The organism is Desulforamulus hydrothermalis Lam5 = DSM 18033, assembly GCF_000315365.1.
Taxonomy (GTDB): Bacteria; Bacillota; Desulfotomaculia; order Desulfotomaculales; family Desulfotomaculaceae; genus Desulfotomaculum; species Desulfotomaculum hydrothermale.
In genome coordinates this window covers 170,553-192,668 of sequence record NZ_CAOS01000011.1, presented here as the reverse complement: position 1 = coordinate 192,668, position 22,116 = coordinate 170,553, and the positions used below count along the sequence as shown (strand labels likewise).

Here is a 22,116-nt window from a genome sequence, read left to right as displayed (position 1 = left end):
TATTTTTTTGCGCCATTGCAGTTAAGAGCAGCAACCACCGGGCAGACTTTATGCCCCGAAGAAAGTTTTATAGAACAGCGCTCCCAGCACACCGCCGATGATGGGGCCTACCACCGGCACCCAGGCATAGCTCCAATCCGAATCACCTTTGCCGGCAATCGGCAACACAAAGTGAGCAATGCGAGGCCCCAGGTCACGGGCCGGGTTAATGGCATAGCCGGTGGTACCTCCCAGCGAAAGACCGATGGCCACAATGAGAATGCCTACAATAAAGGGATTTAAACCTTCGGCAAACTTGTTGGCGCCGATAGACAGGATACCCAGCACCAGCACAAAGGTACCAATAATTTCACTGAGCAGGTTAGCCCCGTAGCTGCGAATAGCCGGGCCGGTGCTGAACACAGCCAGCTTGGCCGCCTTGTCATCACTGGCCGCCCAGTGGGGCAAATAATGCAGCCAGACCACCACTGCCCCTAAAAAGGCACCGATCATCTGTCCGGCTATATAAGTGGGCACTTGCGCCCAGGGAAAGCTGCCGATGGTGGCCAGGGCAACGGTTACCGCCGGGTTTAAATGGGCGCCGCTGATGGAACCCACCGCATAAACAGCCACCGCAACCCCAAATCCCCAGCCACAGGTAATAACTATCCAACCGCCGTTTTCGGACTTGGATTTTTTCAGCACACAACCGGCCACCACCCCGCCGCCGAAAATAATCAGCAGCATGGTTCCTATAATTTCAGCCAAAAAAGCAGACATATCATACTCCCCCGTTATAAATTAATTAATTTAGTTGGTTTTAAGCATCATACCAAGTTGTCTACACTTAATTTAATCGCAAAAAGCAACTTGTTCCACTGGATATTACGGCCTGCAGGCAGTTGAGATAAAACCCCGTCTTACCTCCTTTCAAAAAAACTACCCGCAACAAATATTCTTGAAAGAATATTCGCCCCGGGCCCTCTCCTTTTCTCCTGGCCAGAAGGAGCAAAAATAAAAACCCCTTTAAGGCATTTTGCATTAAATGCCTGACAGGGGTTATCTCCAAAACTCCTAACCACATATCAAGTTTTTGCGTGACTATTTTATATTTTTTTATATTTCTGCACCTAATACAAAATTCCTGCTGCCTTGTTAAAAAATATTTTAGGTCTTGTTAATATTAGCTATTTCACGCACAATATTATAATCCTCATCCCTTGCTTTAATAAACCCTTGAATCGAAGTGTTCAGCAAAACTCTTTGTCCCTCACTGCTATCTGCCAAGGTAAGTAAAATATGTTGAACTTTTTTCAATAAATTTTTATCAAAAGAAGTGTGAACTGCCAGACAATCCTTTGGTATAGGCGGCGTTTCAGCTAAGTAAACCATTCTTTCCACCGGCAAACCCCGTTTTTTTGCTTCATCAATTGCCTCTGTGTAGGTTGCACCGGCTGTTACCGCTCCGGAAAGGACTGCATCAATCACCCGGCTATGAGTACCAAGGAAGATGCATTCCCCCAATTGTTGATCCGGATCAACTCCCTGTTGACGCAACAGCAACCGTGGATAAGCATAACCCGAAGCAGACTTTGGATCAACAAAAGCAATTCTTTTTCCTTTTAGTTCAGCCAGGGAAGTAATTCCTGTTTCTTTAGTGGTTACAATATATCCCTTATAAGAAGATGCTCCATTAACAATCGGCGTGGCCAGAGGAATAATTTTCTGCTTAGCCGAAGCATTTACATATGCTAACGGAGAAAACCAGCCCACATCAATAATTCGGTCATGCAAACTATCCGCTAAAGCATTATAGTCAGCAGCTATAATGATTCTCGGTTGATAACCCAGGTTGTTGCAAAGAGCATTTATAACCGGCAGATAAAGTTCTCTGATCGTATCCGGGCTCATGGCTGGATTAATGCCAAATAACAGTTCTTTTCTTCCTTTATAGCAGACTGCTTCCTTTTGTACTAAGTATATATTGTTGCTTATTTTATCAATTAATTGATGGAGATATTCATGATGTCTTTGTTGATTCGCTACAACTTGCTGTACCTGCTTGGTAGATGCAGAAATATTGGTAAACACTTGCGCAATATCTTCTGTGGCAAGGGCTTGTTTGGTTGCCCCTTCAAATAATTCAGAATTTAAAGTGGTTATTTCTTCGAACACGCCCACTAACTCAGCAAATGTTTTGCCGCACTGTTTTATCTTTGAACCAACCTGATTTAATTTGTTTGCACTGTCTTGCGCACCGGTAGCCACTTCATAAATCCCTGCCGTAACTTGTTCAGATGTTTGTTGGATGCTCCTGGCAGACATCGCGCTTACATCTGCCAGTTTTTTTATTTCATCCGCCACAACTGCAAAACCTTTGCCGGCCAAACCAACCCGGGCGGCTTCAATGGCTGCATTGAGAGCCAATAAATTAGTCTGTCGCGCAATATCTCTGACCTCACCAACAAAACGGGCAATATGTTCAGAAAGATTTTGCAATTTTTCAGCTGAGTTAGCGAAAATTTTCATCTCGTAAACTATTGCCAACAACTCTTTTTCTATTTCATGAATGTACAAGTTATTGGTCTGGGCTTTTGTAAGAGCTGCCGTACAATTTCCTGCAACTTTTTGGGCCAGTTCTTCCACAGCCTTCGCAACACCTGATATTTCTTGCAAACCTGATACGCCGGAGATTATTTCCTGGTTGTTATCATTAACTGTTTTTACAATGCTTTTAACAGCTTCATAGTTTTCTTGCACCGTCCATTTAACTTGGTAGGCATCAAATCCTAATTTCTCTGCCAGCAATAACAGTTCATTGCTTTGATCAGGCAAAGCATCAGCCTTTGTTTTTAATTTAAACATAAAATCCCCCCAGCAATAAACCATTAAACAAAATAACAAAACAAACAAAAAAACGGCCAGCGTACATATAACACGCACCAAATGGCCGTTTCCCTTCGACAAATTTAACTATCAGAGCACGGAAAACATCGCAGCAAAATAACTTCCCCAAAGGAAACTGCCGTACGGTTTTCTCCGTTTACTCTGACCGCACTATCAAATTATTTTTAGCTTACATTAATACTATTCGTGACTTTTTTTATTTTCCTCTTGGTAAATTATAAATTTTTTAAAATTATTTATTTTTCAATCAATAAGCACTCATTAAACATTTACGTTCCAGAGAAACCGCAAGCTGGTGCTGATAGCGTCAAACCCTTTGTCCAGCGCCTCGCGCAAATCCTCCTCCGTTTTTAAAAGCCCGCCGCCTAAAACAGGCAGGCCCAGAGCTTTCTTCATATCGCTAATAACATATGAAGGGATAGTAGCCGGCAATATTTCCACTGCATGAGGTTTGATGTTTTCGGCAACCTTAATGGCAGTTTTAACCGATTCTGAATCTACAATAAATACACGCTGTATTACATAAAGGCCTTCTTCTCTGGCGTATTTTACCAGGTTGCCTTTTGTTGTCACAATGCCATGAACGCCCATACGTTTGAGCAAATGAATTCCTGCCCGGTCTTTGCCAATTCCTTCTAATAAATCTATATGAATAAATAACAGCTTGCTTGTCGTCCGCACCCTTTTGACTACCGGTGGCAAAGAGTTTATATCGCCACCTAAAAGAAAGATTGCGTTTATATTGGGATGCCTTAATACTTCTTCCATGTCATCCAGCCGCCTGACTGCTGCTGCCACAGGCTTATTTAATAATATCTTGATTAATGATTCCATGCTTATTGCCTCCTGTTGCCCACAGCGAAGCCACTGTTCGGTCAAATGCCCGAGTCTTTAGCCACAGTCCTGGTTCCGGGTTGATCTCTTGTAAGCCACGTTCGATAATGCTTACTGTTTGCTCAATTGACGGGACTCGCGGACGGTGAATATCTTATACGCCAAGACTCATTCCATTATTACATGCATAATCAGTAAGTAGACCGGCACCGCAAGAAACGGCGCCGGTTTGTTATTTTTAATTACTCTAAAACAACCCTACCGTACGGCCCTGTTCGTCTATGTCCACCTGGTGGGCCGCCGGTTTTGAGCCCAACCCGGGCATGGTCCGCATGGCACCGGCCAGCGGATACAGGAAACCGGCCCCAACCGAAGCCCGGATGTCCCGGATGGGGAACAGATAGTTGTGCGGCAACCCCTTGCGGGCTGGGTCGTGGCTGACAGAAAGGTGGGTTTTGGCCATGCAAATAGGCAACCGTCCCAGGCCAAGTTCCTCAAATTGCTTAATTTTTCTTTCCGCCAAAGGTTCATAGATCACGCCGTCCGCATTATAAACCTTGGTGGCAAGAATCTCAATTTTTTCTTTAATACTAAGGTGATCCGGATAAAGCAGTTGGAAATCAGCGGGTTTTTCGCAGGCAGCAACCACTGCTTCGGCCAGCTCCACAGCTCCTTCCCCGCCATCCGCCCAAACGGTAATGGGATAAGCGCCCAGAGCCCCTGCCTCCAAAGCCTTTTGCCGCACCAACGCCACCTCCGCATCCGTGTCAGTGGAAAAGCGGTTAATGGACACCACTACCGGTACCCCGAAGTAACCGGCCACTTTAATATGGTGCGCCAGGTTGGCACAACCCTGGGCCAGCGCCGGCAGGTTCTCCCGGGTCAGTTCTGCCGGCAGGGGTTTGCCGGCCACCACATGGCCAAGTCCGCCATGCATCTTTAAAGCCCGGATAGTGCAGGTAATCACCACGCAGCTGGGCCGCAGGCCGGATTGGCGGCATTTGATATTCATAAATTTTTCCATGCCCAGGTCAGAACCGAAACCGCTTTCAGTTACTACATAATCGGCCAGCCGAAGGGCAATTTTGTCCGCCAGTACCGAGTTGTTGCCATGGGCGATATTGGCAAAAGGCCCTGCATGCATGATGCAGGCTTGTCCCTCCAGGGTTTGCACCAGGTTGGGTTTCAGGGCTTCCTTCATGATGACCGTCATGGCCCCGGCCGCCTTGAGGTCTTCGGCGGTGACCGGTTTGCCCTCATAAGTATAGGCAACTACAATGCGGCCCAGGCGCCGGCGCAAGTCATGCAGGTTTTCAGCCAGCGCCAAAATAGCCATTACCTCTGAGGCCACCGCCATGTCAAAGCCGGTCTGGCGGGGGTAGCCGTTCTCTTTGCCGCCCAGACCGATGACAATATCCCGCAGAGCCCGGTCGTTGGTATCCAATACCCGGTTCCACATAACTGTCATCGGGTCGATATTAAGGGGATTGCCCAGCAGGATGGAAGTGTCAATCATGGCCGCCAGCAGGTTGTTGGCAGCCTGTACCGCATGAATATCGCCGGTAAAGTGTATATTAATATCTTCCATCGGCACCACCTGGGCATAGCCGCCGCCGGCCGCCCCGCCCTTAATGCCAAAAACCGGGCCCATGGAAGGCTGACGCAGGGTAGTAATAACTCTTTTGCCTATTTTACCCAAGCCCTGAGTTAAGCCTATGGTGGTTACCGTTTTGCCTTCTCCCAGGGGCGTCGGCGTGATGGCGGTAACATCAATTAATTTGCCCTGGGGCCTGTCTTGAAACTTGTGCAAGACATCCAGTTTAATCTTGGCCTTATACTTGCCGTACAGGTCAATATCATCTTCCCCCAGACCGATGCCGGCTGCCACCTCGCTGATGGGCAGCATTTGATGGGCCTGAGCTATCTCTAAATCGCTGGGAACATGCTTCAACTTGTCCAACCCCCTCACGTCATCCTTGATTGCTTATAAAATAAAAGAAAGGCCGCCCGGCTGCCTATTGAGCCAGTCTTTATGCTGACGGCTTATCGGGAGAGCTTGCTTTCTACCTTTTGCAGGAATTTTTCCAGGTTAATTATAAAACGTTCATGGGTACCTTCACCAACCGGACCGGTTTCATCCGTTGCCTCCACCCTGAAAACCAGCCGTTTGCCGTCAATTTCCGTGAGGGTTGCCCTAGCTACCACCCGCATACCCACCGGCGTGGCAGCAGTATGTTTAACGTTTACCAGGGTACCTACGGTGGTTTGTCCCGCCGGCAGGCATTGGTCGGCCAGTTCCAGCGCCGCCTTCTCCATCAAGCCAATCATGGCCGGGGTGGCAAACACGCGTACCCCGCCGCTGCCATAGGCTATGGCGGTCTGATTTTCTGTTACTGTGGTGCTTGTTTCATGGCACATGCCTACTGTCAGTTCCACCTATCCATCCTCCTGTGGTATTTTTGCAAGCCTATACATCCTTACTATTATATCCAAAACAAAAATCTCCGGTTGTCTTTGAAACACAAACAGCCGGCAACATTTAAACCGGCCAGGGTTTGGACATTGCCTGTGGTTTATCATCCCCTTTAGCTCCGGTCTGTGCACCGACAGCACTGAGGTTCGCCCCGTTTGCCAGGGGGGCTGCCGGTGCTTCGACAAGTGCTGACAGGGGATCATAAAACCACTTTGGCCAGCCGGCTTTTACCGGAGAAATAATCTCTATAGCTTATTCGTAAATCCAGGCATCAATGGCCCGCCCGTAATCCACCAGTTCCTCCGGCCGGAAGAACAAGGCAATTTCCCTCTCGGCACTGGCCGGCGAATCTGAGCCGTGAATAACATTGCGCCCCACATCCACTCCGTAGGTTGCACGAATGGTGCCGGGTGCGGCTTTTAGAGGGTTGGTTGCTCCCATCATTTCACGGGCGGTTGCCACCACATCCTTGCCTTCCACTGCCATCGCCACCACCGGGCCGGACGTAATAAAGTCAACCAGTCCCTGGAAAAAGGGCTTGCCTGCGTGTTCCCCGTAATGCTTTTCTGCCAGCTCACGGGTAATTTGCATCATCTTCAAACCGACAATTTTGTAGCCCCTTTGCTCAAAGCGGCTGATAATTTGACCAACCAGTCCCCGTTGAACTCCGTCGGGTTTGACCATTAAATAAGTGCGTTCCATATTATCCTCCTCCTGATACAAAAGAGGTGTGCCGGCTATGCGGCACACTCTTTAGTCGATAAATTATTCTGTCAATCCCCGGCTGTCAACGTTTGGCATAATACATGCCTGTTATGCCATAACCGGTTTTTCCAAACCGGATTCCCGCATTAATTGAGCAAATTCTTCCGCTTCAATGGTTTCTTTTTCCATCAATACCCCGGCAATTTTGTCCAAGGTATCCCTGTGTTTCGTCAACAAATCTTTCGCTTTACCGTAGGCCTGGTCAATCATCTTGCGCACTTCCCGGTCAATGGCGTAGGCCACTTCTTCGGAGTAATTGCGGTCACGGGCAATATCCCGGCCCAGGAACGGGGTATCTTGCTTATGCCCCAGGGTGAGGGGCCCCAGCTCCTCGCTCATGCCGTATTCCATAATCATGCGGCGGACAATGCCGGTGGCCCGCTCCAGGTCATTTTGGGCGCCGGTGCTGATTTCTTTCAGCACCACATCTTCCGCAACCCGACCGCCCAGCAGCATGACTACCTGATCCAGCAACATGGATTTGGTCATGTAATAACGGTCTTCTTTGGGCAGCAACAATGTATAGCCGCCCGCCCGACCCCGGGGAATAATAGAAACCTTATGCACCGGGTCTGTATTGGGCAACAGGTAGCCCACCAGGGCATGGCCTGCTTCATGATATGAAACCAAGCGTTTTTCCTTTTCGGAAATTACTTTAGATTTTTTCTCCGGACCGGCAATAACTCTTTCAATCGAGTCTTCCAGTTCCCGCATGCCAATTTTGTTCTTGCCGGAACGGGCAGCCAGCAGGGCCGCCTCGTTCATTAAATTGGCCAGATCTGCACCGGTAAAACCCGGTGTCCGGCGGGCCAGCACTTCTAAATTTACATCTTCCTCCAATGGTTTGCCGCGGGCATGCACCTTAAGAATTTCTTCTCTGCCCTTAACATCCGGCTGGTCCACCACAACTTGCCGGTCAAAGCGACCGGGTCGCAGCAAGGCCGGATCCAGAATATCCGGACGGTTGGTAGCCGCCACAATAATAATGCCCTCGTTAGGATTAAACCCATCCATTTCTACCAGCAGTTGGTTAAGGGTTTGTTCCCGCTCGTCATGGCCGCCGCCCAGACCGGCGCCCCGCTGACGGCCAACGGCGTCGATTTCATCTATAAATACAATACAGGGAGCATTTTTTTTGGCTTGTTCAAACAAATCACGCACCCGGGAAGCACCTACACCCACGAACATTTCCACAAAATCAGAACCGGAAATGGAAAAGAAAGGCACTCCCGCTTCACCTGCCACCGCCCTGGCCAGCAGAGTTTTACCGGTGCCGGGAGGCCCGAATAACAGCACTCCTTTAGGTATTTTGGCACCGATTTCGTTAAATTTTTTAGGATTTTTCAAATAATCTACAATTTCAGCCAGTTCTTCCTTTACTTCGTCCGCTCCCGCCACATCTTCAAAAGTTACTTTTCTCTTTTCGTCCGTATGCAGCTTGGCTTTGCTTTTGCCGAAGGACATTACCCGGTTGCCGCCGCCCTGGCTCTGCTGCATCATAAAGAAGAACAGCGCCACAAAAATAAGAATGGGCAGCATAGTTGTTAACAGACCGGTCCACCAGGAAGGCTCCGGCGGGGGAACTTGTTTAAACTGGACATTTTTTTCCATCAGCAAAGGAATTAAGGACTGATCCAAAATAGGCCCGTTGGTTTGAAAATCCCGGCCGTCTTTAAACTTGCCGATAATCATGTTGGTTGATTTATCGGTGGTCATTTCAACATATTGAATTTTATTTTGTCCTAATGCGGTAATAAATTCGTCATACCGCAGTGGCACAACCGCGTTTTTCTTTTCCCCTGTAAACTGGATTAAAAAAATAATAACCAGCACAATTAAAAGATAGATGCTAAGGTTTTTCAGAACCTTATTCAAAAAATGTCACTCCTCCCTGTCAAGCCCAGTCCCAACATAATCAATATTTTACCACAAGAGCTAGTTGTTATCAATTTATGTATTACTATGATGCCCATTTTCCAATCGCAATAGAATTATTTTTTCAGTTGTCTCACTGATTCCTACGCCGTCGGCCAGGCGAATACCGGCCACCCATAAAATCCTGCCCGTTTTTTGCTCCACCACCAGCGGAATGCTGTCCCGCCGGTGTCTGGGTATCTTAAGGTCAATAAGTATTTTTTTTAGTTTAACCGGCTTGCCTAGTCCAAAGGGCACCAGCACATCACCCTCCTGCCTGAATCTGACGGCCAGAGGCAGGGTTACTTGGGCATAGTCCAGCACCGCCTGGTGGGCGGGCAGCTCCCGGGGGTTGCCTGTAAAATCCTGCCGCCTGAGCAACAGGCTGGTTATGGTGCTGCCGGATGCGGTCGCCACGCTGCCGGGAACCGGCAGGGGATAAACAGGCAGGTTAAGGGAATTACGGCCGTACTCCTTCAACAAGGTTAGCCTGTCATAGGTCAAGCGAACAGTAATGCCGGCGGGCAGTTCCCAGTGCCGCTGCGGCCCCCCTCCCGGCAACTGTGCCAACAACCGTTCAACATGGTCATAGGTTAGATCCTGTTTAGAGCCCCGGATCTCCTGCCAGGCCAGCCTGATAATCCGCCGGGCCAGGGCAACCGGTTGCCGGGCCAGTTCTCCCCGGGCCAGTTCTAAACGGCGGCTGTTCCGGGTAAGCAAAACCTGTCTGTAGGCCTGTTCAGCCAAATGTTCCATGAATTCATCCTCGGTGCGCAGCTGTTCAGCCGTACGCACCAAAATATTTACCAGCCCGGGTGAATACTCCCGTTCCAGCAGAGGTATCAAAACATGCCTGATTTTATTTCTCCGGTAGGCCGTTTTTAAATTAGAACTATCCGTCCGGAAACCGATTCGCTGCCTGTGGCAATACTGCTCAATCTCTTGCCGCCGCAGGCTTAGCAGGGGGCGTATGATAAGATTGTCCCGTACCGGCGGGATACCTGCTAACCCCCCGGCACCCGCACCGCGCAACAGATTCAGCAAAACCGACTCTGCTTGGTCGTCAGCCTGGTGAGCCAGGGCAATCTTTTGCCCCCCGGCGGCCTGCAGAACTTCGTAAAAAAACCGGTAGCGTACTTCTCTGGCTGCTACCTGGGCAGATAAATGCTTTTGCCTGGCATAGCCCGGGACATCGCGTTCCTCGATGGTGCACGGTATACCCCAGTTGGAGCATAATTGCCTGACAAACAGGGCATCCTGCCGGGCTTCTTCCCCCCGGAACCGGTGATTCAAGTGAGCTGCGTGCAGTTTTATGCCCAACTCCCCCGCCAAAGTATGCAGGATATGCAACAGCGCCACTGAATCCGGCCCGCCGGAAACTCCCACAACAATCAATTGTCCCGGCTCAATCATGTTATGCCGGGCAATTTCTTGGCGAACCTTATCCAACACCTCCATGGGCGATCTCCTACCTCATTTCTGTATGTTTAGTAAGTTCAACACAGTGCAACAATTTCCTTCCCCGCAACATAAACCGCCGCTAAGTTTAGTCTGCAACCGTCCGGTTAAGGGAGGTACAAAGCTGTGAAGGGTGACTGAAAGTCACCCCCCGGAGTGTCGCCAAACATTATCGGTGGTTTATGATCCCCTTTGGCTCCGGTCTACGCACCGACAGCACTATGATTCGCTCCGGTCGCCCTTGGGGTCGCCTCAAACGGGCCATCCTGGCCCGGTTCGGCTGGCGCCCACATCCTGTGGGCGCCCCCCCCAATGGCTCCTTTCGCTCATCAAGTGCTGTTACCGGTGCTTCGACAAGTCGCCGGCAGGGGATCATAAAACCACCTCACTTTGTTTCACAACCTTTGTCTACAGTCTGGGATGACTAAAAGTCACCCCGGTATCAACAATATTTTCGTTTATTATCTCTGCCATGCCGGCTAAAAATTATCCCCCTCTTGTAGGCGGGCGGTGATAACTGCCATGTCGTCCGGTATGCCGCCCCCGGCAGCACTGCAGGCTGCCTGCAAAATCCTCTCGGCAGCTTCTTGTGCCCCAACCTGGCCAAGCCCCTGCACTATCCCGCTCATCCACCGGTCTTGATCCGCATCACTGCCCCGGTAAGCATCCAACACACCGTCACTGACCATCACCAGCAGATCCCCTGCAGCCAGCGTCCGGTTAATGGCTGCAAACTGCAAATTCTCTACAACGCCCACCGGCAGTGAATTGGCTTTGACAACGGTTACCCGGCGTCCCCGTAAAATATAACTGGGTACTGCACCAATTTTAAGGAAAGAAGCATGTCCGGTATACAGATCCACCACCGTCAGGTCAACCGTAGAAAAGGTTTCTTCCGCCGAGCGCAGCATCATAATGGAGTTGACGGTTTTAACAGCCAGGTCCTGGCCAAAACCCGATTCCAACAAATGCTCCAACAAAGAAATAATGGTACCGCTTTCTTTGGCTGCCTTAACGCCTGTTCCCATCCCGTCCGATAGCAACAGGGCCATTCGTCCCTCCTTCAGTTGCAAGACGGCATGACTGTCGCCGCACACAGCCTGGCCGTCTTTAGCCACTTTGGCCACACCGACCGACAAAATATACTTCAGGGCGGGATATAGCTTAAAGCTGCATTTATCCTCCCCTTCCTTTAATTGGCAGTTGGTGCTGGCTACATTAAAGTTTCTGCCTACCACCTTTGACACCACCGGGGCAACCGTAAAACGGCATGCCATTTCACCATGGCAAGCTTGTTTTACCACGCCCACCTCCATCAAGCCGTCCTCTTTATGCAGTGTATACACATCTTCCACCGGTATGCCCAGTTTATGAAAGCGGCTGCGCAGGGCTTCGTCAATTTCCCCGTTCAACTCCGCATCAAACTCCAATTCCCCGGACATGTTTTCCATAATTTGCGCAATCCCTTTTAATTGTTCTGAAACTAATTCCCTGCTTTCCAACAGTCGCCGGTGCCAATAATTGTTTACTTTATAGGTGTCGTACAGGCAAGTAAGGGTTATGGACATTTCTTTCAGCCGGGCACACCTTTTTTTCAGGTCATCGGACAAGTCGTCAATGGTAATTTTACCCTGCAGTTCTACAACCGACAGCATGTCCAGCATGTTCTGGCAGGTACGATAAAGATCTCTCTCCCAGCATGTGCGGTAAAGGGCGCATCCATCACAAACTTTTTTGCTCAGCTCCCCAAACAGTTGTTGCAAACCGTGATCCTCCTGGCTCTGCTGTACGGTACTGGAAACCTGGGCAAAACTCCTGGCTAACTCATTAAATACGGAAGCCCAACTGCGGATGCGTTCCACTGTCAGCTCCCTCAGCCGGTTGCCCTGTACCGGCCGGGGTGCCGCCGCCTCTTTCTTAAACCCGGGCAAGTATTCCTGCAATTTTGCCTGCCAGGCAGCAGGAAACAACAAAAACAGCAAAGTAGCCACGGCTGTTTCTGCCAGTATACTCTTTAAGTCACTGTACTCAGCTGCATAAATGGTCAGCAGGATATTCCCCAGCAAAAATCCGCCGGCCACTGCCGGCTTGCCAAAACCCCGCACGGCACCCGCCAGCGTGCCGGCAAAAGAGTAAGCACCCACTATCAGCGGCGCCACCGCAAAGGCCAGGCCGGGGATAACCCCGGTCAGCGCCCCGGCGGCCGCCCCCACCCCCGCACCGCCGCTGCAAGCAGCCAGCAAAATAACAAAGCGGCTCAACACGCCCCGCAAACTCACGGTTGCATAGGCCAGCCCGCCGGTACCGGCAATAATGCCCGCCAGCAGAACCAAAAGGCAAAAAAGGGTTTCCCCGCTCAGGGTTCTGGTAAAACCGCCTCGCATAAAAGGCGCCAGCCCTTGCAAATATAAAAACGTTAATACGCCGGCCATCACTGCTTCCAAGCCGGCTGTGATATAAGGGTACAGCGCCGGGCCCTGAACACAGATAAAAATGCTTTTTACCGTCAGTAAAGTAACTGCCGCCAAACCCGGCACCGCCAGCCACGGTCTTCGGATACGGCTTTGTATTGACAGCAGGATGAAAAATGCCACCGATACAGCAGTACCGGTACTCCACAAAGCGGCCCCGCCGGCAACCGTTAATAAACCAAGCAGCACCGACAGCAGCGGCAACAGCATGGCTCCCCAGGTCCAGGTAACGGCACACAGAAAACTAATACCGCAGGGGCTTAACTCACCCAGCAGCACCACCCGCCCCAGAAAAAATCCCGCCAAACAAAGCAGCAGCTGCTCGCGGGCCAGCGCTCGTCCCAGCCAGGCTAAAGCCGCCCGGCCGGCCCTACCGGTATGCCTCGGCGCAGTTTGACGGGCGTACGGCTCCTTACCGGCCTGCCATCCCTGTTTCGCCCGTTGATATGTATAGACGTCCGTGCGTTCAAACAATCATTCCAACCCCTTACTTTGTCGCTTTAGCCTCATTATAGTATAAGGATTGGAAAATATCTGTCATTATTGGTAGGTTATTCCAGTTTTTGTTTCGACAACTGTTGCCCTAATTCCCAGGCCAAACCGTACAGTATATCACTTTCGGATACGGTTAAACCAGGCAGTGCCAGGGTATCCAGGACAATTTTGATAATGGTGACACCTGCCAGAATAATGTCGGCCCGTTCCGGCTGCAAACCAATCATTTTCAGCCTGCCGGCGGGCCCTGCCGTCTCCAGCAGGGAAAACAGCCGGTTAATCTCAGCGGCAGACAACCGGCAGCCATGCACCAATTCTGGTCGGTAGTCTTTCAATTGCAGTGATACGGCCGCCAGAGTAGTGGCCGTTCCCCCTACCGCCACCAGGACCGGATCATCCGGTTGGCTGTTTTTAATTTCTGTCAGAACGGGCTGCATTATTTCTTTGATTTGTTTTTCGCTGTGCCCCCCTTCGGTCATGCGTACCGCCCCGACAGGCAGGCTGGCATACCGCAGTGCAGAATGACCGGGCCAAATTATTTCGGTGCTGCCACCCCCCACATCCAACACCAGGGTATTGGCTGCCGTCACCGGCAAGCCGGCCAGTACCCCCCGGTAAGCGGCGGCCGCTTCCTCCTCACCGCTTAGAACAACCACTTCCAAGCCGGTTGTTTGTCGCACCAGATGAATAAATTCCTCCCGGTTGGCGGCATCCCTGACAGCACTGGTGGCGGCAGCAATAATGCCGCCGGGTTGATAAGGTGCCAATTCTTTAAGAAACTCCTGGATGGCTGCCACCGTTCGTTCCATCGCCTCCGGCAGCAGGCGGCCCCGGTTGATCCCCTGTCCCAGGCGGGTGGTAAGCAAGCCGCTTTTTACATGATCTACCTGTTGGTCGCTGACCCTGGCCAGTAAAAACCTGGTTGAATTAGTACCGATATCAATGCTGGCTACAAGCATAAATTTCCCCCCAACTTTTGTCTATAAATACAAATAAGCATTCCCCTGAGCGAGAATGCTTATAATTACAGTGATGAGATTTAATAGCGGAAACCGCCACGGCCACCCCGTTTGGATTCAGTTTGCCTTTTCAAATCAGACAAACGCTCGTCACTTTCTTTCATAAACTTAGCCAGCTTGTCTTCAAAGGACGGTTCAAATCTGGCTTTACGCGGTGCCCGGTTGTTGGTTGAAGGATTGGCTTGCTTAAGAGACAAACCGATCTTTCCTTTGGGGTCCACAGAAATAATCTTGACTTTAACCTTATCGTTTACTTTCAGAAAATCATTAATATCCTTTACATATACCTCTGCAACCTCAGAAATATGCACCAACCCGGTACGGCCTCCCGGCAGTTCAACAAAGGCCCCAAAGCTGGTAATGCCGGTTACAACACCTTCTACGATATTCCCTTGTTCCAACGACATGTACTTGCAAGTGCCTCCTTAATTGGCAAGCCAAACATTCTTATCTTAAAGTATATGGCAACGGCGCAACAGGTGTCAATACGAATGATTCAATCAGTCATAGATGTTCTTGTATTTTATGTTAAACCCTTCGCCCTGCTGTTTTTCACCGGTTGACCGGGAGGATGTTTTAGCGTCGGCTGGCTGGGGCGACTGAACCTGAACCACCAGCGTTTCCCCCGGCTTCACCAACCCCAACTGTTCTCTGGCCACTTGCTCTACATAAGAATCTGATTTAATTAATTTAATTTCCTCCCGCAGGGCCGCATTCCGGGTCTTCAGTTCTTGTACTTGGTTTTGCAACAGCTCCATGCTGTTTTGCATATCATGCAGTTTTTTAAACTGGCTGCCCAGGGAAAATATCATATAAGCCACAAACAATATCGAAACCATCAGGGCTGCTCCGCCTCTTTTGCTGCGGCGCCGCATGGGCTCGTTTGTTGCCGGTTGTTCCCGGTACAGTTTAAGTTCGGTTATTTTTCCTTTACCGGTGGAAATCATTCAACCGTTTCCTCCTCCTCAGGGTCAAACAGACCCAGGTTTTGTCCCGGTATCACTATTACAACCTGATATCCTTTGGCCCGGGCTCGGTTATACAAGGTAGCTACGGAACTGGGACTCAGCTTTAGCCTGGCGGCAATCTTTTCGGTGGAATAGCCCATTTCCTTCAGGGTCACCACCTGGCGCTCGCGAAAGCTGAGTTTTTCTGCCCCCCTTATTTCCACCTGCACTTATCCTACCCCCGTCCCCCATCCACAAACTGTCCACAGGTTATCCCCGGCTTATACCCAGGTTGTGGACAAATTTATTACATTTATAGTACAAAATTACTACAGGCAGGTTTTTTTTCCTGCCGCCCGGCCAAAAAACAGGAAATTAGTTTTCCCCAAAAAATGAGAAAACAGGACATTTGTCCTGCCAGAGTGTCGCCAAACATTATCGGTGGTTTATGATCCCCTTTGGCTCCGGTCTACGCACCGACAGCACTATGATTCGCTCCGGTCGCCCTTGGGGTCGCCTCAAACGGGCCATCCTGGCCCGGTTCGGCTGGCGCCCACGTCCTGTGGGCGCCACCCCAAGGGCTCCTTTCGCTCATCAAGTGCTGTTTCCGGTGCTTCGACAAGTCGCCGACAGGGGATCATAAAACCACCTCCCTTTGTTTTACAACCTTTTTCTACAGCCTGGCAGGACATTTGTCCTGCTCCCTTTGTTATTCCGGGTCTTTATACTCAAAAATTGTAAATATGGCAGAAAGCCGCCTTTGGCAGGCGTTTTTAAAATGTCTGTACGGCACTCCCAATAACTTGTTAAGTATTTGGCCGCTTTTCTGTATTGTTTTTCCTGTTAACCCCGCAGCCAACCCGAGAGGTACGGCAATCAGCAAATAAATTCCCCTGAAGGGCAGGCACAGCAGCCGCCGGACAAAGCAAAAACCCTTTATAAGGCCATGCCAAATTTGCAGTATCTGCCTGAAAGTCCACCGGATAACGGAAACTGTCCGACGACTGAATAAGTTTAAATAAACAGATGCACCCAGAGCCAGGCCTAACAATACATACAAGCGAACCTCGCCCCAGTTGCCCAGCAGCAGCAGCACAAAAACCACGCCTGTCAGCACAAGCCAAAAAAGCAGGTCCCCCAAAGCCGTACCAAACCTACGCAGCTTTAAAGTCCCCCTGGTTACCCTGTAAAGGTCGTAACAAAAGCCTGCCACCATCCCAATTGCAATGGTTAATGCAAAATAATAAAATTGCTCCATTAAGGGAACCATTGCTGCACCGCCTTTTGAATAAGAATGCTATTCACCCTAACTATTTAAGCAACCGGTGAATAAACCCTTTGCTCCTGGCTTTGCTGCCCTTGGCCGTACGACCTTCCAGATACTCTAAACCGTGAATAAAGCCTTCCACCACCAGGCTGCCTTGATCCAGATTCAGATGAGTAATATGCATACCTTCTCCCTTTAACTGCAAAAAACCCATATTGGTATCTAAAGTAATCTCATGTTCGTCAAAACTGCCCACATGTTGGACGCCTTCCAATTTTAATATTTTGCGTCCTTCAATGCTTAAAACATGCTTGCCGTATTCTTCCACAGTACCCCTCCGTTCCCAGCGGACTACGATTACAGTAAAATTCTACGGTAAAATATATGCCGGCCAACACCGGGATATGCCTGGTTGGCCGGCCCTGCACGGCAGTACAGCCAAGGGGGCAAAAGCCCGGCTTTTGCCCCCTGTGAATCTATACAACCGTTCCTATGGATATAGTTTTTCAATTTCTATATCTTGAAAGTAAAATCTTATAATATCTTCCGGTGAAACTCCTTTTTCAGCTTTGTTCTTAGCACCCCACTGAGACATGCCTACACCGTGACCGTAACCTTTACCGGCGAGAATCAGGTTGCCTCCCTGTACCGCCACTTCTGTTAAAAACATGGAACGAATTTCTGTGCTCCCCGCTGCCAGGCGGAAAGCAGGCCCACCTACGGTGGTATTATTTATTTTCAATTTTACTGTGCGTCCGGAAGGGCCCCGCTGGGCAATGGCCGCCGAGGTCAGAGGGCCCGGGTCTTGCCCGGCTATGCTTTTAACCGCCTGCCGTACTTGATCACCCGGGATAGTGGCAGTCCAGCGCTGTATTTCAGGCAAAGTGTTTTGCAGGGAATCCGGATCGTCCAGATTGGCTTTAATATATGGTGTAGGAGTCTTATAATAGGCCAGTCCTTCGGCGGCACCGGCGGTTTTGCCTCCGTTGCTGGCGGAAAACCAGGCTTTAATGTACTTGCCTTGGTAAGTGATAACTTCCCCTCTGGTTTTTTGTACCGCCTGCCGAACCCGTTCGGTAATGCGCGAAGGGTCGTAAGCCTGGGATTCTTCGACGCTGGTGGAAACATCTGTCCCGTGCAGTTTTTTCACCCGGCCGGTGGCCATGTTCTCCATGGTAAAGGTACGGGCTAAAATGGCCTGGGCTGCCAGGGCGTTAACCGGCCAGCTGGGCTCCATTTCTGCCGCCACCACACCGGCAACATATTCCTCCAATTTAATTTGTTTTTTCTGGCCCGTCTGGTTGTCATACAGGCTAATGGTGGGCTCTGATTTATATTTCCTGTCGCCTTCAGGTTTCTTGGCGGGCTGGCAGCCCCAGGACAGCCAAACAGTTGCCAGAAGCAAAATCAGCACCGGCACAAACAAACCATATTTTCTCAAGATAATCCCCCCGTTTTGATGGTTTGTCTTAGTTTCTTCAACCCTTAACAAAAATATGTAAAAATAACAAAGACACCTCCAACCGGAAGTGTCCTTGGCTGCATAGCTATTGTTCAATTATTTTATAAAGACCGGCCGCTTCTTTGGCAGGAACAGTTTCTTTAATTTCCAGTATTTCCACCACCAGCCGCCTTGTGCCAAAATTAACGGCCACCTGATCGCCCGGCTTAACCTCCAGGCCGGCCTTGGCCACCCGGTTGTTTACCAGTACCTGTCCGCTGTCGCAAACTTCTTTGGCTAGGGTGCGTCGTTTAATAATTCTGGAAACCTTAAGAAACTTATCCAGTCGCAAAATTCCGCCCCTCCACAATTCGCCTATTCAACAGGCAGGTTGCTTACAGCATCCTTTAATACTTTACCGGCCTTAAATACAGGCACTCTGGTAGCGGGAATTTGGATAGTTTCCCCGGTTTGAGGGTTGCGGCCTTCACGGGCTTTGCGGGGCTTGGATTCAAAAGTACCAAAGCCTACCAGCTGGATTTTGTCTCCTTTAGCCAGGGCTTCTTCAATGGCACTCAGTACAGCGGAGACAGCCTTTTCAGCATCTTTTTTGCTAAGTTCGGTTTTTTCTGCTACAGCAGAAATTAATTCGGCCTTGTTCAAATAAGGACCCTCCTCGATATCAGAATAACTATTTGCTTATTCTCTATTTGATTGGGTTTTCCTGCCCTGAAAACATTTTTTTCCTGTTTTTTTAACACATAATACTATTTTTTGCTTCCTCCCACCATTGATCCATTTGTTCCAGGGTCAACCGTTCCAGTTCCAGTCCCCGCTGCCTGGCCTGCTGCTCAATATATTGAAACCTCTTGATAAACTTGTCGGTGGTTTTTCCCAGCGCCTCCTCCGGGTTGATATTCAGCAATCTGGCCAGGTTCACCACAGCAAACAGCAGATCCCCCAGTTCCTCTGCGACGGCCCGCTCCTGCCCGGCTGCCAGGGCTTGCCGTACTTCCTCTAATTCCTCGCTAACCTTGGCTGCCGCTCCGGTGTAATCCGGCCAGTCAAAGCCCACCCGGGCCGCTTTGGCCTGTACCTTGTTTGCCCGCAGCAAGGCTGGTAAAGCCCGCGGCACATGCCCCAGATAAGACTGCCGGCTGGCTTGTCCGGCCTGCTCCCGGGCCTTTATCTTATCCCAGTTAAGCAATACCTCCTGGCTGCTGTTGACCTGAGCGGTACCAAAAACGTGCGGGTGGCGGCGCAACATTTTTTCCGTGATGGCATTTACTACGTCATTCATGTCAAATTGCTTATTTTCACTGGCAATTTGGGCATGAAAAACAATTTGCAATAATAAGTCTCCCAATTCTTCACATATTTTATACATTTGCCCTTGGTCTAAAGCGTCAATTACCTCATAGGTTTCTTCAATTAAGTACGGCTTTAAACTTTGATGGGTTTGTTCTTTATCCCAGGGGCAGCCGTCCGGAGCCCGCAGGGCAGCCATCACTTCTACCAGGGGGTCCAGCGGAAAGCGGCAACCAGCAACAGCATCTTCATCTTCCGCCGGTGTACCGGCAGCCGGCCTGCCGGCTTGTAAGGGCGGTATATACAGGCTGGTCAGGTGATCAATCCAGTCCAGGCGATCCAGTTCATAAAGAGGCAGCCGGACCACTTTTTCTTCACCCGGTATACCCGCCGCCCGCACTACGGTTATCTCATGCTCGTCCGGGTAAAATTCCATCAGGTTCAATTTAGTTTCTCCGGCAGTAATACGGTCGTAAACCTGGGTTACTACATTCCCCACCCGGGGATCCGGCTGCTGTTCGTCCAACCGCAGGGCATCAACAATATGCAAACCCCGGCAGGGGTCCAAACCCAGCGTGGCTGCCAATGCATCCAGAAAACTCATGGCAGGAACTACCCTGGCAGGCGTACCCTGCCGGTCAGCCTCCTCTAATATCAAGCGAACCGTTTCTTCTGCCACCATCGGATGCCCGGGTACCGCATAGACCAGCGGCCCTTTACGGGCCTGCGCCAATATTTCCCGGGCAATGTCGGCATAAACCTGCTCAAAGGTTTCGCCCCGGGCGTAACACTCATCCAGGGCCCGGTAGGCCAATCCCTGTTGTTTCAACCAGGTTACGGTGGGATGTATGGCGGTGCGCAGGTAGACCGGCAGGCCGCTGTTCAGAAGCTGCCATACCTGCAAAGGTATCATGCCCGGATCGCCCGGCCCCAGCCCAACAATTATGATAGACTTGTCCATATTTATTTCCTGCCTTTCTGTAAAAGATAACCGGTATGGGCAGACATGTTCAGGCTTTATTCTGGTTGGAAAAATTTAGCATTTGATGCAACAACAAAAAAAGGGGCCTGTTCGGCCCGTTATCTTAAGGTCACTGTTCCATTTGTTTGGCCAGGAAACCGGCGGCAGTTTCAGCTAATTTCAGCTCCATTTCCCCCATTTTAACGTCCGGATCCTTGGAGGCCAGGATAACTGCACCGATTGGGTCTCCTTCAGAAATAATCGGTGCGATAACTTCTGAAGAATATTTGCATTCGCCGTCCTCAGTGATGCCGCACTCCTTACAATGAGGATCATTGCCCGGATTATTAATAATTACAGCCTTCCGTTCTTCCATAACTTTTTCAATATTGGGGCCTATGGGTTTGTTGATAAATTCTTTTTTGGGAGCCCCGGCCACGGCGATGATGGTATCCCGGTCAGCAATACAAGCAATATGGCCAAGGGCTTCGTATAACGAATCGGCATATTCCTTGGCAAAGTCACCTAATTCGCCGATAGGGGAATACTTTTTAAGAATCACTTCACCTTCCCTATCCACAAAAATCTCCAGGGGGTCTCCTTCACGAATCCTTAAGGTTCTCCTGATTTCTTTCGGTATTACTACTCGACCTAAATCGTCAATACGACGAACAATGCCCGTTGCTTTCATATGAGTTTCCTTCCCTCCTTTTTCTGCATAATTTACGCGGATTAACTTTCATTGATAGTATATAACGGGAGGGAAGGTGTTATTCATATTTTTCCATCGTTAGAACTTTATTTTCGGCTTTTGGTTAATCATCTATTTTTTTGCCGAATCGCCGGTTTTTGGCGCTAATTTATTCTCAATGGCAGCATTTTTTCTTAAATCATCCATGAATTGAGAAAATTTGTCTTGTTTGGCCTTGCTTTCCAGTTGGTAGGCAATATCATCCTTAACTTCAGCCAAGGGCTTTTGACTGGCGGGCAGTATTTTTTCCAGCTTAATAAGGTGATAACCATAGGCGCTCTTTACCGGTTCTTTGGTAATTTCGCCGGGTTTCAGGGCTGCCGCAGCCTTCTCAAAAGCCGGGTCGGTGGTGCCGGCCCCCCTGTCAATGGTATAGCTGCCACCGCTTTCCTTGGTGCCCGGGTCATCTGAAACCTCCCTGGCCACCGCCGCAAAGTCGCGGCCCTTCTGGGTTACTTCGGCCAACGCCAGCTTGGCCGCCGCCAGGGCTTCCTGATCGGTGCGCTTGGGTACATTGGGCAACCGGCTGTCAACCGCAAACAGTATGTGCTTTACTTCCAGACGCTCCGGGGTACCGATGGGCTCCTGATCTTTATGCTGGTTATAAAAATTAATTATATCTTCCTCGGTGGGCTTTTTTACATCCGCCGTTACTTTTTCAAACAACTTGCTATAGGCCTGCCTTAACACAATATTATCCCTTACATTCTGCTCTGTCATGTTTGCTTCCGCCAGGGCTTTTTTAAAGTCTTCCTCTTTACCCAGGCTGTCTTTTATCTTTTTTAATTCTTGGTCAACTTCTTCTTTGGCGGGCAGCAGCTTCTGCTTTTCGGCCTCCTGTATGATTAACTTTTGCTGAATCATTTCTTCCAATATGTTTTGCTCTATTTGCTCCTTCATATCCTTGAATTCCTGGTTCTGCAAGTCTATGCCGAATTGTTTGGCAGCTGCGTTAACCTGCTTGTCCAGCTCCTGACGGGTAATTTCCTGCCCGTTGACCACCGCTACCACATTGGCTTTGTTGTTGGCACAGCCGGCAACAAACAAAACCAGGCTGAACAGCAGCATCAGTCCCCCGTAAAATAATTTGTTTTTCACCACAATGTCCCCCTTCTGCATGATACCG

At 49.8% G+C, this 22,116-nt stretch carries 23 protein-coding genes; 2 read left to right on the top strand and 21 right to left on the bottom strand.

The window, feature by feature from the left end:
- Window positions 1-48: 48 nt before the first annotated feature.
- The 8 genes from DESHY_RS09140 to tilS all read right to left on the bottom strand — a co-directional run bounded on the left by DESHY_RS09140 (window position 49) and on the right by tilS (window position 10,330).
- On the bottom strand, window positions 49-759 hold the full coding sequence (locus tag DESHY_RS09140; protein ID WP_008412168.1) for an MIP/aquaporin family protein: 711 nt from the start codon (window positions 757-759) through the stop codon (window positions 49-51).
- A gap of 387 nt (window positions 760-1,146) precedes the next feature.
- Window positions 1,147-2,844 (bottom strand): phosphate/phosphite/phosphonate ABC transporter substrate-binding protein, encoded by a 1,698-nt coding sequence (gene phnD / locus DESHY_RS09135; RefSeq protein ID WP_008412166.1) that lies wholly within the window; start codon window positions 2,842-2,844, stop codon window positions 1,147-1,149.
- Window positions 2,845-3,147: 303 nt separating this feature from the next.
- Window positions 3,148-3,720, bottom strand: coding sequence for a glycerol-3-phosphate responsive antiterminator (locus tag DESHY_RS09130; RefSeq protein ID WP_008412164.1), 573 nt, complete (start codon window positions 3,718-3,720; stop codon window positions 3,148-3,150).
- 247 nt (window positions 3,721-3,967) lie between these two features.
- On the bottom strand, window positions 3,968-5,671 hold the full coding sequence (locus DESHY_RS09125; protein ID WP_008412163.1) for a formate--tetrahydrofolate ligase: 1,704 nt from the start codon (window positions 5,669-5,671) through the stop codon (window positions 3,968-3,970).
- 92 nt (window positions 5,672-5,763) lie between these two features.
- Window positions 5,764-6,156, bottom strand: a complete 393-nt coding sequence (locus DESHY_RS09120) for a thioesterase family protein (protein ID WP_008412162.1) — start codon at window positions 6,154-6,156, stop codon at window positions 5,764-5,766.
- Between the two features lie 289 nt (window positions 6,157-6,445).
- On the bottom strand, window positions 6,446-6,895 hold the full coding sequence (gene ndk, locus DESHY_RS09115) for a nucleoside-diphosphate kinase (RefSeq protein WP_008412161.1): 450 nt from the start codon (window positions 6,893-6,895) through the stop codon (window positions 6,446-6,448).
- A gap of 111 nt (window positions 6,896-7,006) precedes the next feature.
- Window positions 7,007-8,833: an ATP-dependent zinc metalloprotease FtsH gene (gene ftsH, locus DESHY_RS09110; protein WP_008412160.1), complete on the bottom strand. Its 1,827-nt coding sequence runs from the start codon at window positions 8,831-8,833 to the stop codon at window positions 7,007-7,009.
- Window positions 8,834-8,908: 75 nt separating this feature from the next.
- The gene (gene tilS / locus DESHY_RS09105) at window positions 8,909-10,330 is read right to left on the bottom strand and encodes a tRNA lysidine(34) synthetase TilS (RefSeq protein WP_008412159.1); all 1,422 of its coding nucleotides are present in this window, start codon (window positions 10,328-10,330) and stop codon (window positions 8,909-8,911) included.
- A 182-nt stretch (window positions 10,331-10,512) separates the two neighbouring features.
- Between tilS and DESHY_RS13690 the strand changes: the two genes are divergently transcribed.
- A complete protein-coding gene (locus DESHY_RS13690) occupies window positions 10,513-10,758 on the top strand; it encodes a hypothetical protein (RefSeq protein WP_235695551.1) in 246 nt (81 codons plus the stop codon).
- A gap of 51 nt (window positions 10,759-10,809) precedes the next feature.
- On the opposite strand, the gene spoIIE is transcribed toward DESHY_RS13690, so the two are convergent.
- From spoIIE to DESHY_RS09080, 5 genes are all read right to left on the bottom strand, one after another.
- Window positions 10,810-13,275 (bottom strand): stage II sporulation protein E, encoded by a 2,466-nt coding sequence (gene spoIIE / locus DESHY_RS09100; RefSeq protein WP_008412158.1) that lies wholly within the window; start codon window positions 13,273-13,275, stop codon window positions 10,810-10,812.
- Between the two features lie 77 nt (window positions 13,276-13,352).
- The gene (locus DESHY_RS09095) at window positions 13,353-14,255 is read right to left on the bottom strand and encodes a Ppx/GppA phosphatase family protein (RefSeq protein WP_008412157.1); all 903 of its coding nucleotides are present in this window, start codon (window positions 14,253-14,255) and stop codon (window positions 13,353-13,355) included.
- Between the two features lie 80 nt (window positions 14,256-14,335).
- Window positions 14,336-14,722, bottom strand: coding sequence for a S1 RNA-binding domain-containing protein (locus DESHY_RS09090; protein ID WP_008412156.1), 387 nt, complete (start codon window positions 14,720-14,722; stop codon window positions 14,336-14,338).
- A gap of 93 nt (window positions 14,723-14,815) precedes the next feature.
- Window positions 14,816-15,262: an FtsB family cell division protein gene (locus DESHY_RS09085; RefSeq protein WP_008412155.1), complete on the bottom strand. Its 447-nt coding sequence runs from the start codon at window positions 15,260-15,262 to the stop codon at window positions 14,816-14,818.
- The gene (locus DESHY_RS09080; RefSeq protein ID WP_008412153.1) at window positions 15,259-15,492 is read right to left on the bottom strand and encodes a helix-turn-helix transcriptional regulator; all 234 of its coding nucleotides are present in this window, start codon (window positions 15,490-15,492) and stop codon (window positions 15,259-15,261) included. The genes DESHY_RS09085 and DESHY_RS09080 overlap by 4 nt, the downstream gene beginning before the upstream one ends.
- A gap of 218 nt (window positions 15,493-15,710) precedes the next feature.
- Between DESHY_RS09080 and DESHY_RS13685 the strand changes: the two genes are divergently transcribed.
- Window positions 15,711-15,905 (top strand): hypothetical protein, encoded by a 195-nt coding sequence (locus tag DESHY_RS13685; RefSeq protein ID WP_072866172.1) that lies wholly within the window; start codon window positions 15,711-15,713, stop codon window positions 15,903-15,905.
- Between the two features lie 66 nt (window positions 15,906-15,971).
- On the opposite strand, the gene yabQ is transcribed toward DESHY_RS13685, so the two are convergent.
- The 8 genes from yabQ to DESHY_RS09040 form a co-directional block, all read right to left on the bottom strand.
- A complete protein-coding gene (gene yabQ, locus DESHY_RS09075) occupies window positions 15,972-16,532 on the bottom strand; it encodes a spore cortex biosynthesis protein YabQ (protein ID WP_048818021.1) in 561 nt (186 codons plus the stop codon).
- A 40-nt stretch (window positions 16,533-16,572) separates the two neighbouring features.
- Window positions 16,573-16,857, bottom strand: a complete 285-nt coding sequence (yabP, locus tag DESHY_RS09070; protein ID WP_008412152.1) for a sporulation protein YabP — start codon at window positions 16,855-16,857, stop codon at window positions 16,573-16,575.
- Window positions 16,858-17,019: 162 nt separating this feature from the next.
- Window positions 17,020-17,970 carry a SpoIID/LytB domain-containing protein gene (locus DESHY_RS09065; protein WP_008412151.1) on the bottom strand — a complete coding sequence of 317 codons (951 nt, stop codon included), beginning with the start codon at window positions 17,968-17,970 and terminating at the stop codon, window positions 17,020-17,022.
- Window positions 17,971-18,076: 106 nt separating this feature from the next.
- Complete coding sequence (locus DESHY_RS09060) at window positions 18,077-18,322, bottom strand: RNA-binding S4 domain-containing protein (protein ID WP_008412150.1); 246 nt, start codon at window positions 18,320-18,322, stop codon at window positions 18,077-18,079.
- 23 nt (window positions 18,323-18,345) lie between these two features.
- Window positions 18,346-18,651 (bottom strand): HU family DNA-binding protein, encoded by a 306-nt coding sequence (locus DESHY_RS09055; RefSeq protein WP_337999093.1) that lies wholly within the window; start codon window positions 18,649-18,651, stop codon window positions 18,346-18,348.
- Window positions 18,652-18,724: 73 nt separating this feature from the next.
- Window positions 18,725-20,239, bottom strand: a complete 1,515-nt coding sequence (yabN, locus tag DESHY_RS09050; RefSeq protein WP_008412148.1) for a bifunctional methyltransferase/pyrophosphohydrolase YabN — start codon at window positions 20,237-20,239, stop codon at window positions 18,725-18,727.
- A 130-nt stretch (window positions 20,240-20,369) separates the two neighbouring features.
- Window positions 20,370-20,930 carry a stage V sporulation protein T gene (gene spoVT / locus DESHY_RS09045; protein WP_008412147.1) on the bottom strand — a complete coding sequence of 187 codons (561 nt, stop codon included), beginning with the start codon at window positions 20,928-20,930 and terminating at the stop codon, window positions 20,370-20,372.
- Between the two features lie 132 nt (window positions 20,931-21,062).
- Window positions 21,063-22,088, bottom strand: coding sequence for a peptidylprolyl isomerase (locus DESHY_RS09040; RefSeq protein ID WP_235695550.1), 1,026 nt, complete (start codon window positions 22,086-22,088; stop codon window positions 21,063-21,065).
- Between the last annotated feature and the right edge of the window lie 28 nt (window positions 22,089-22,116).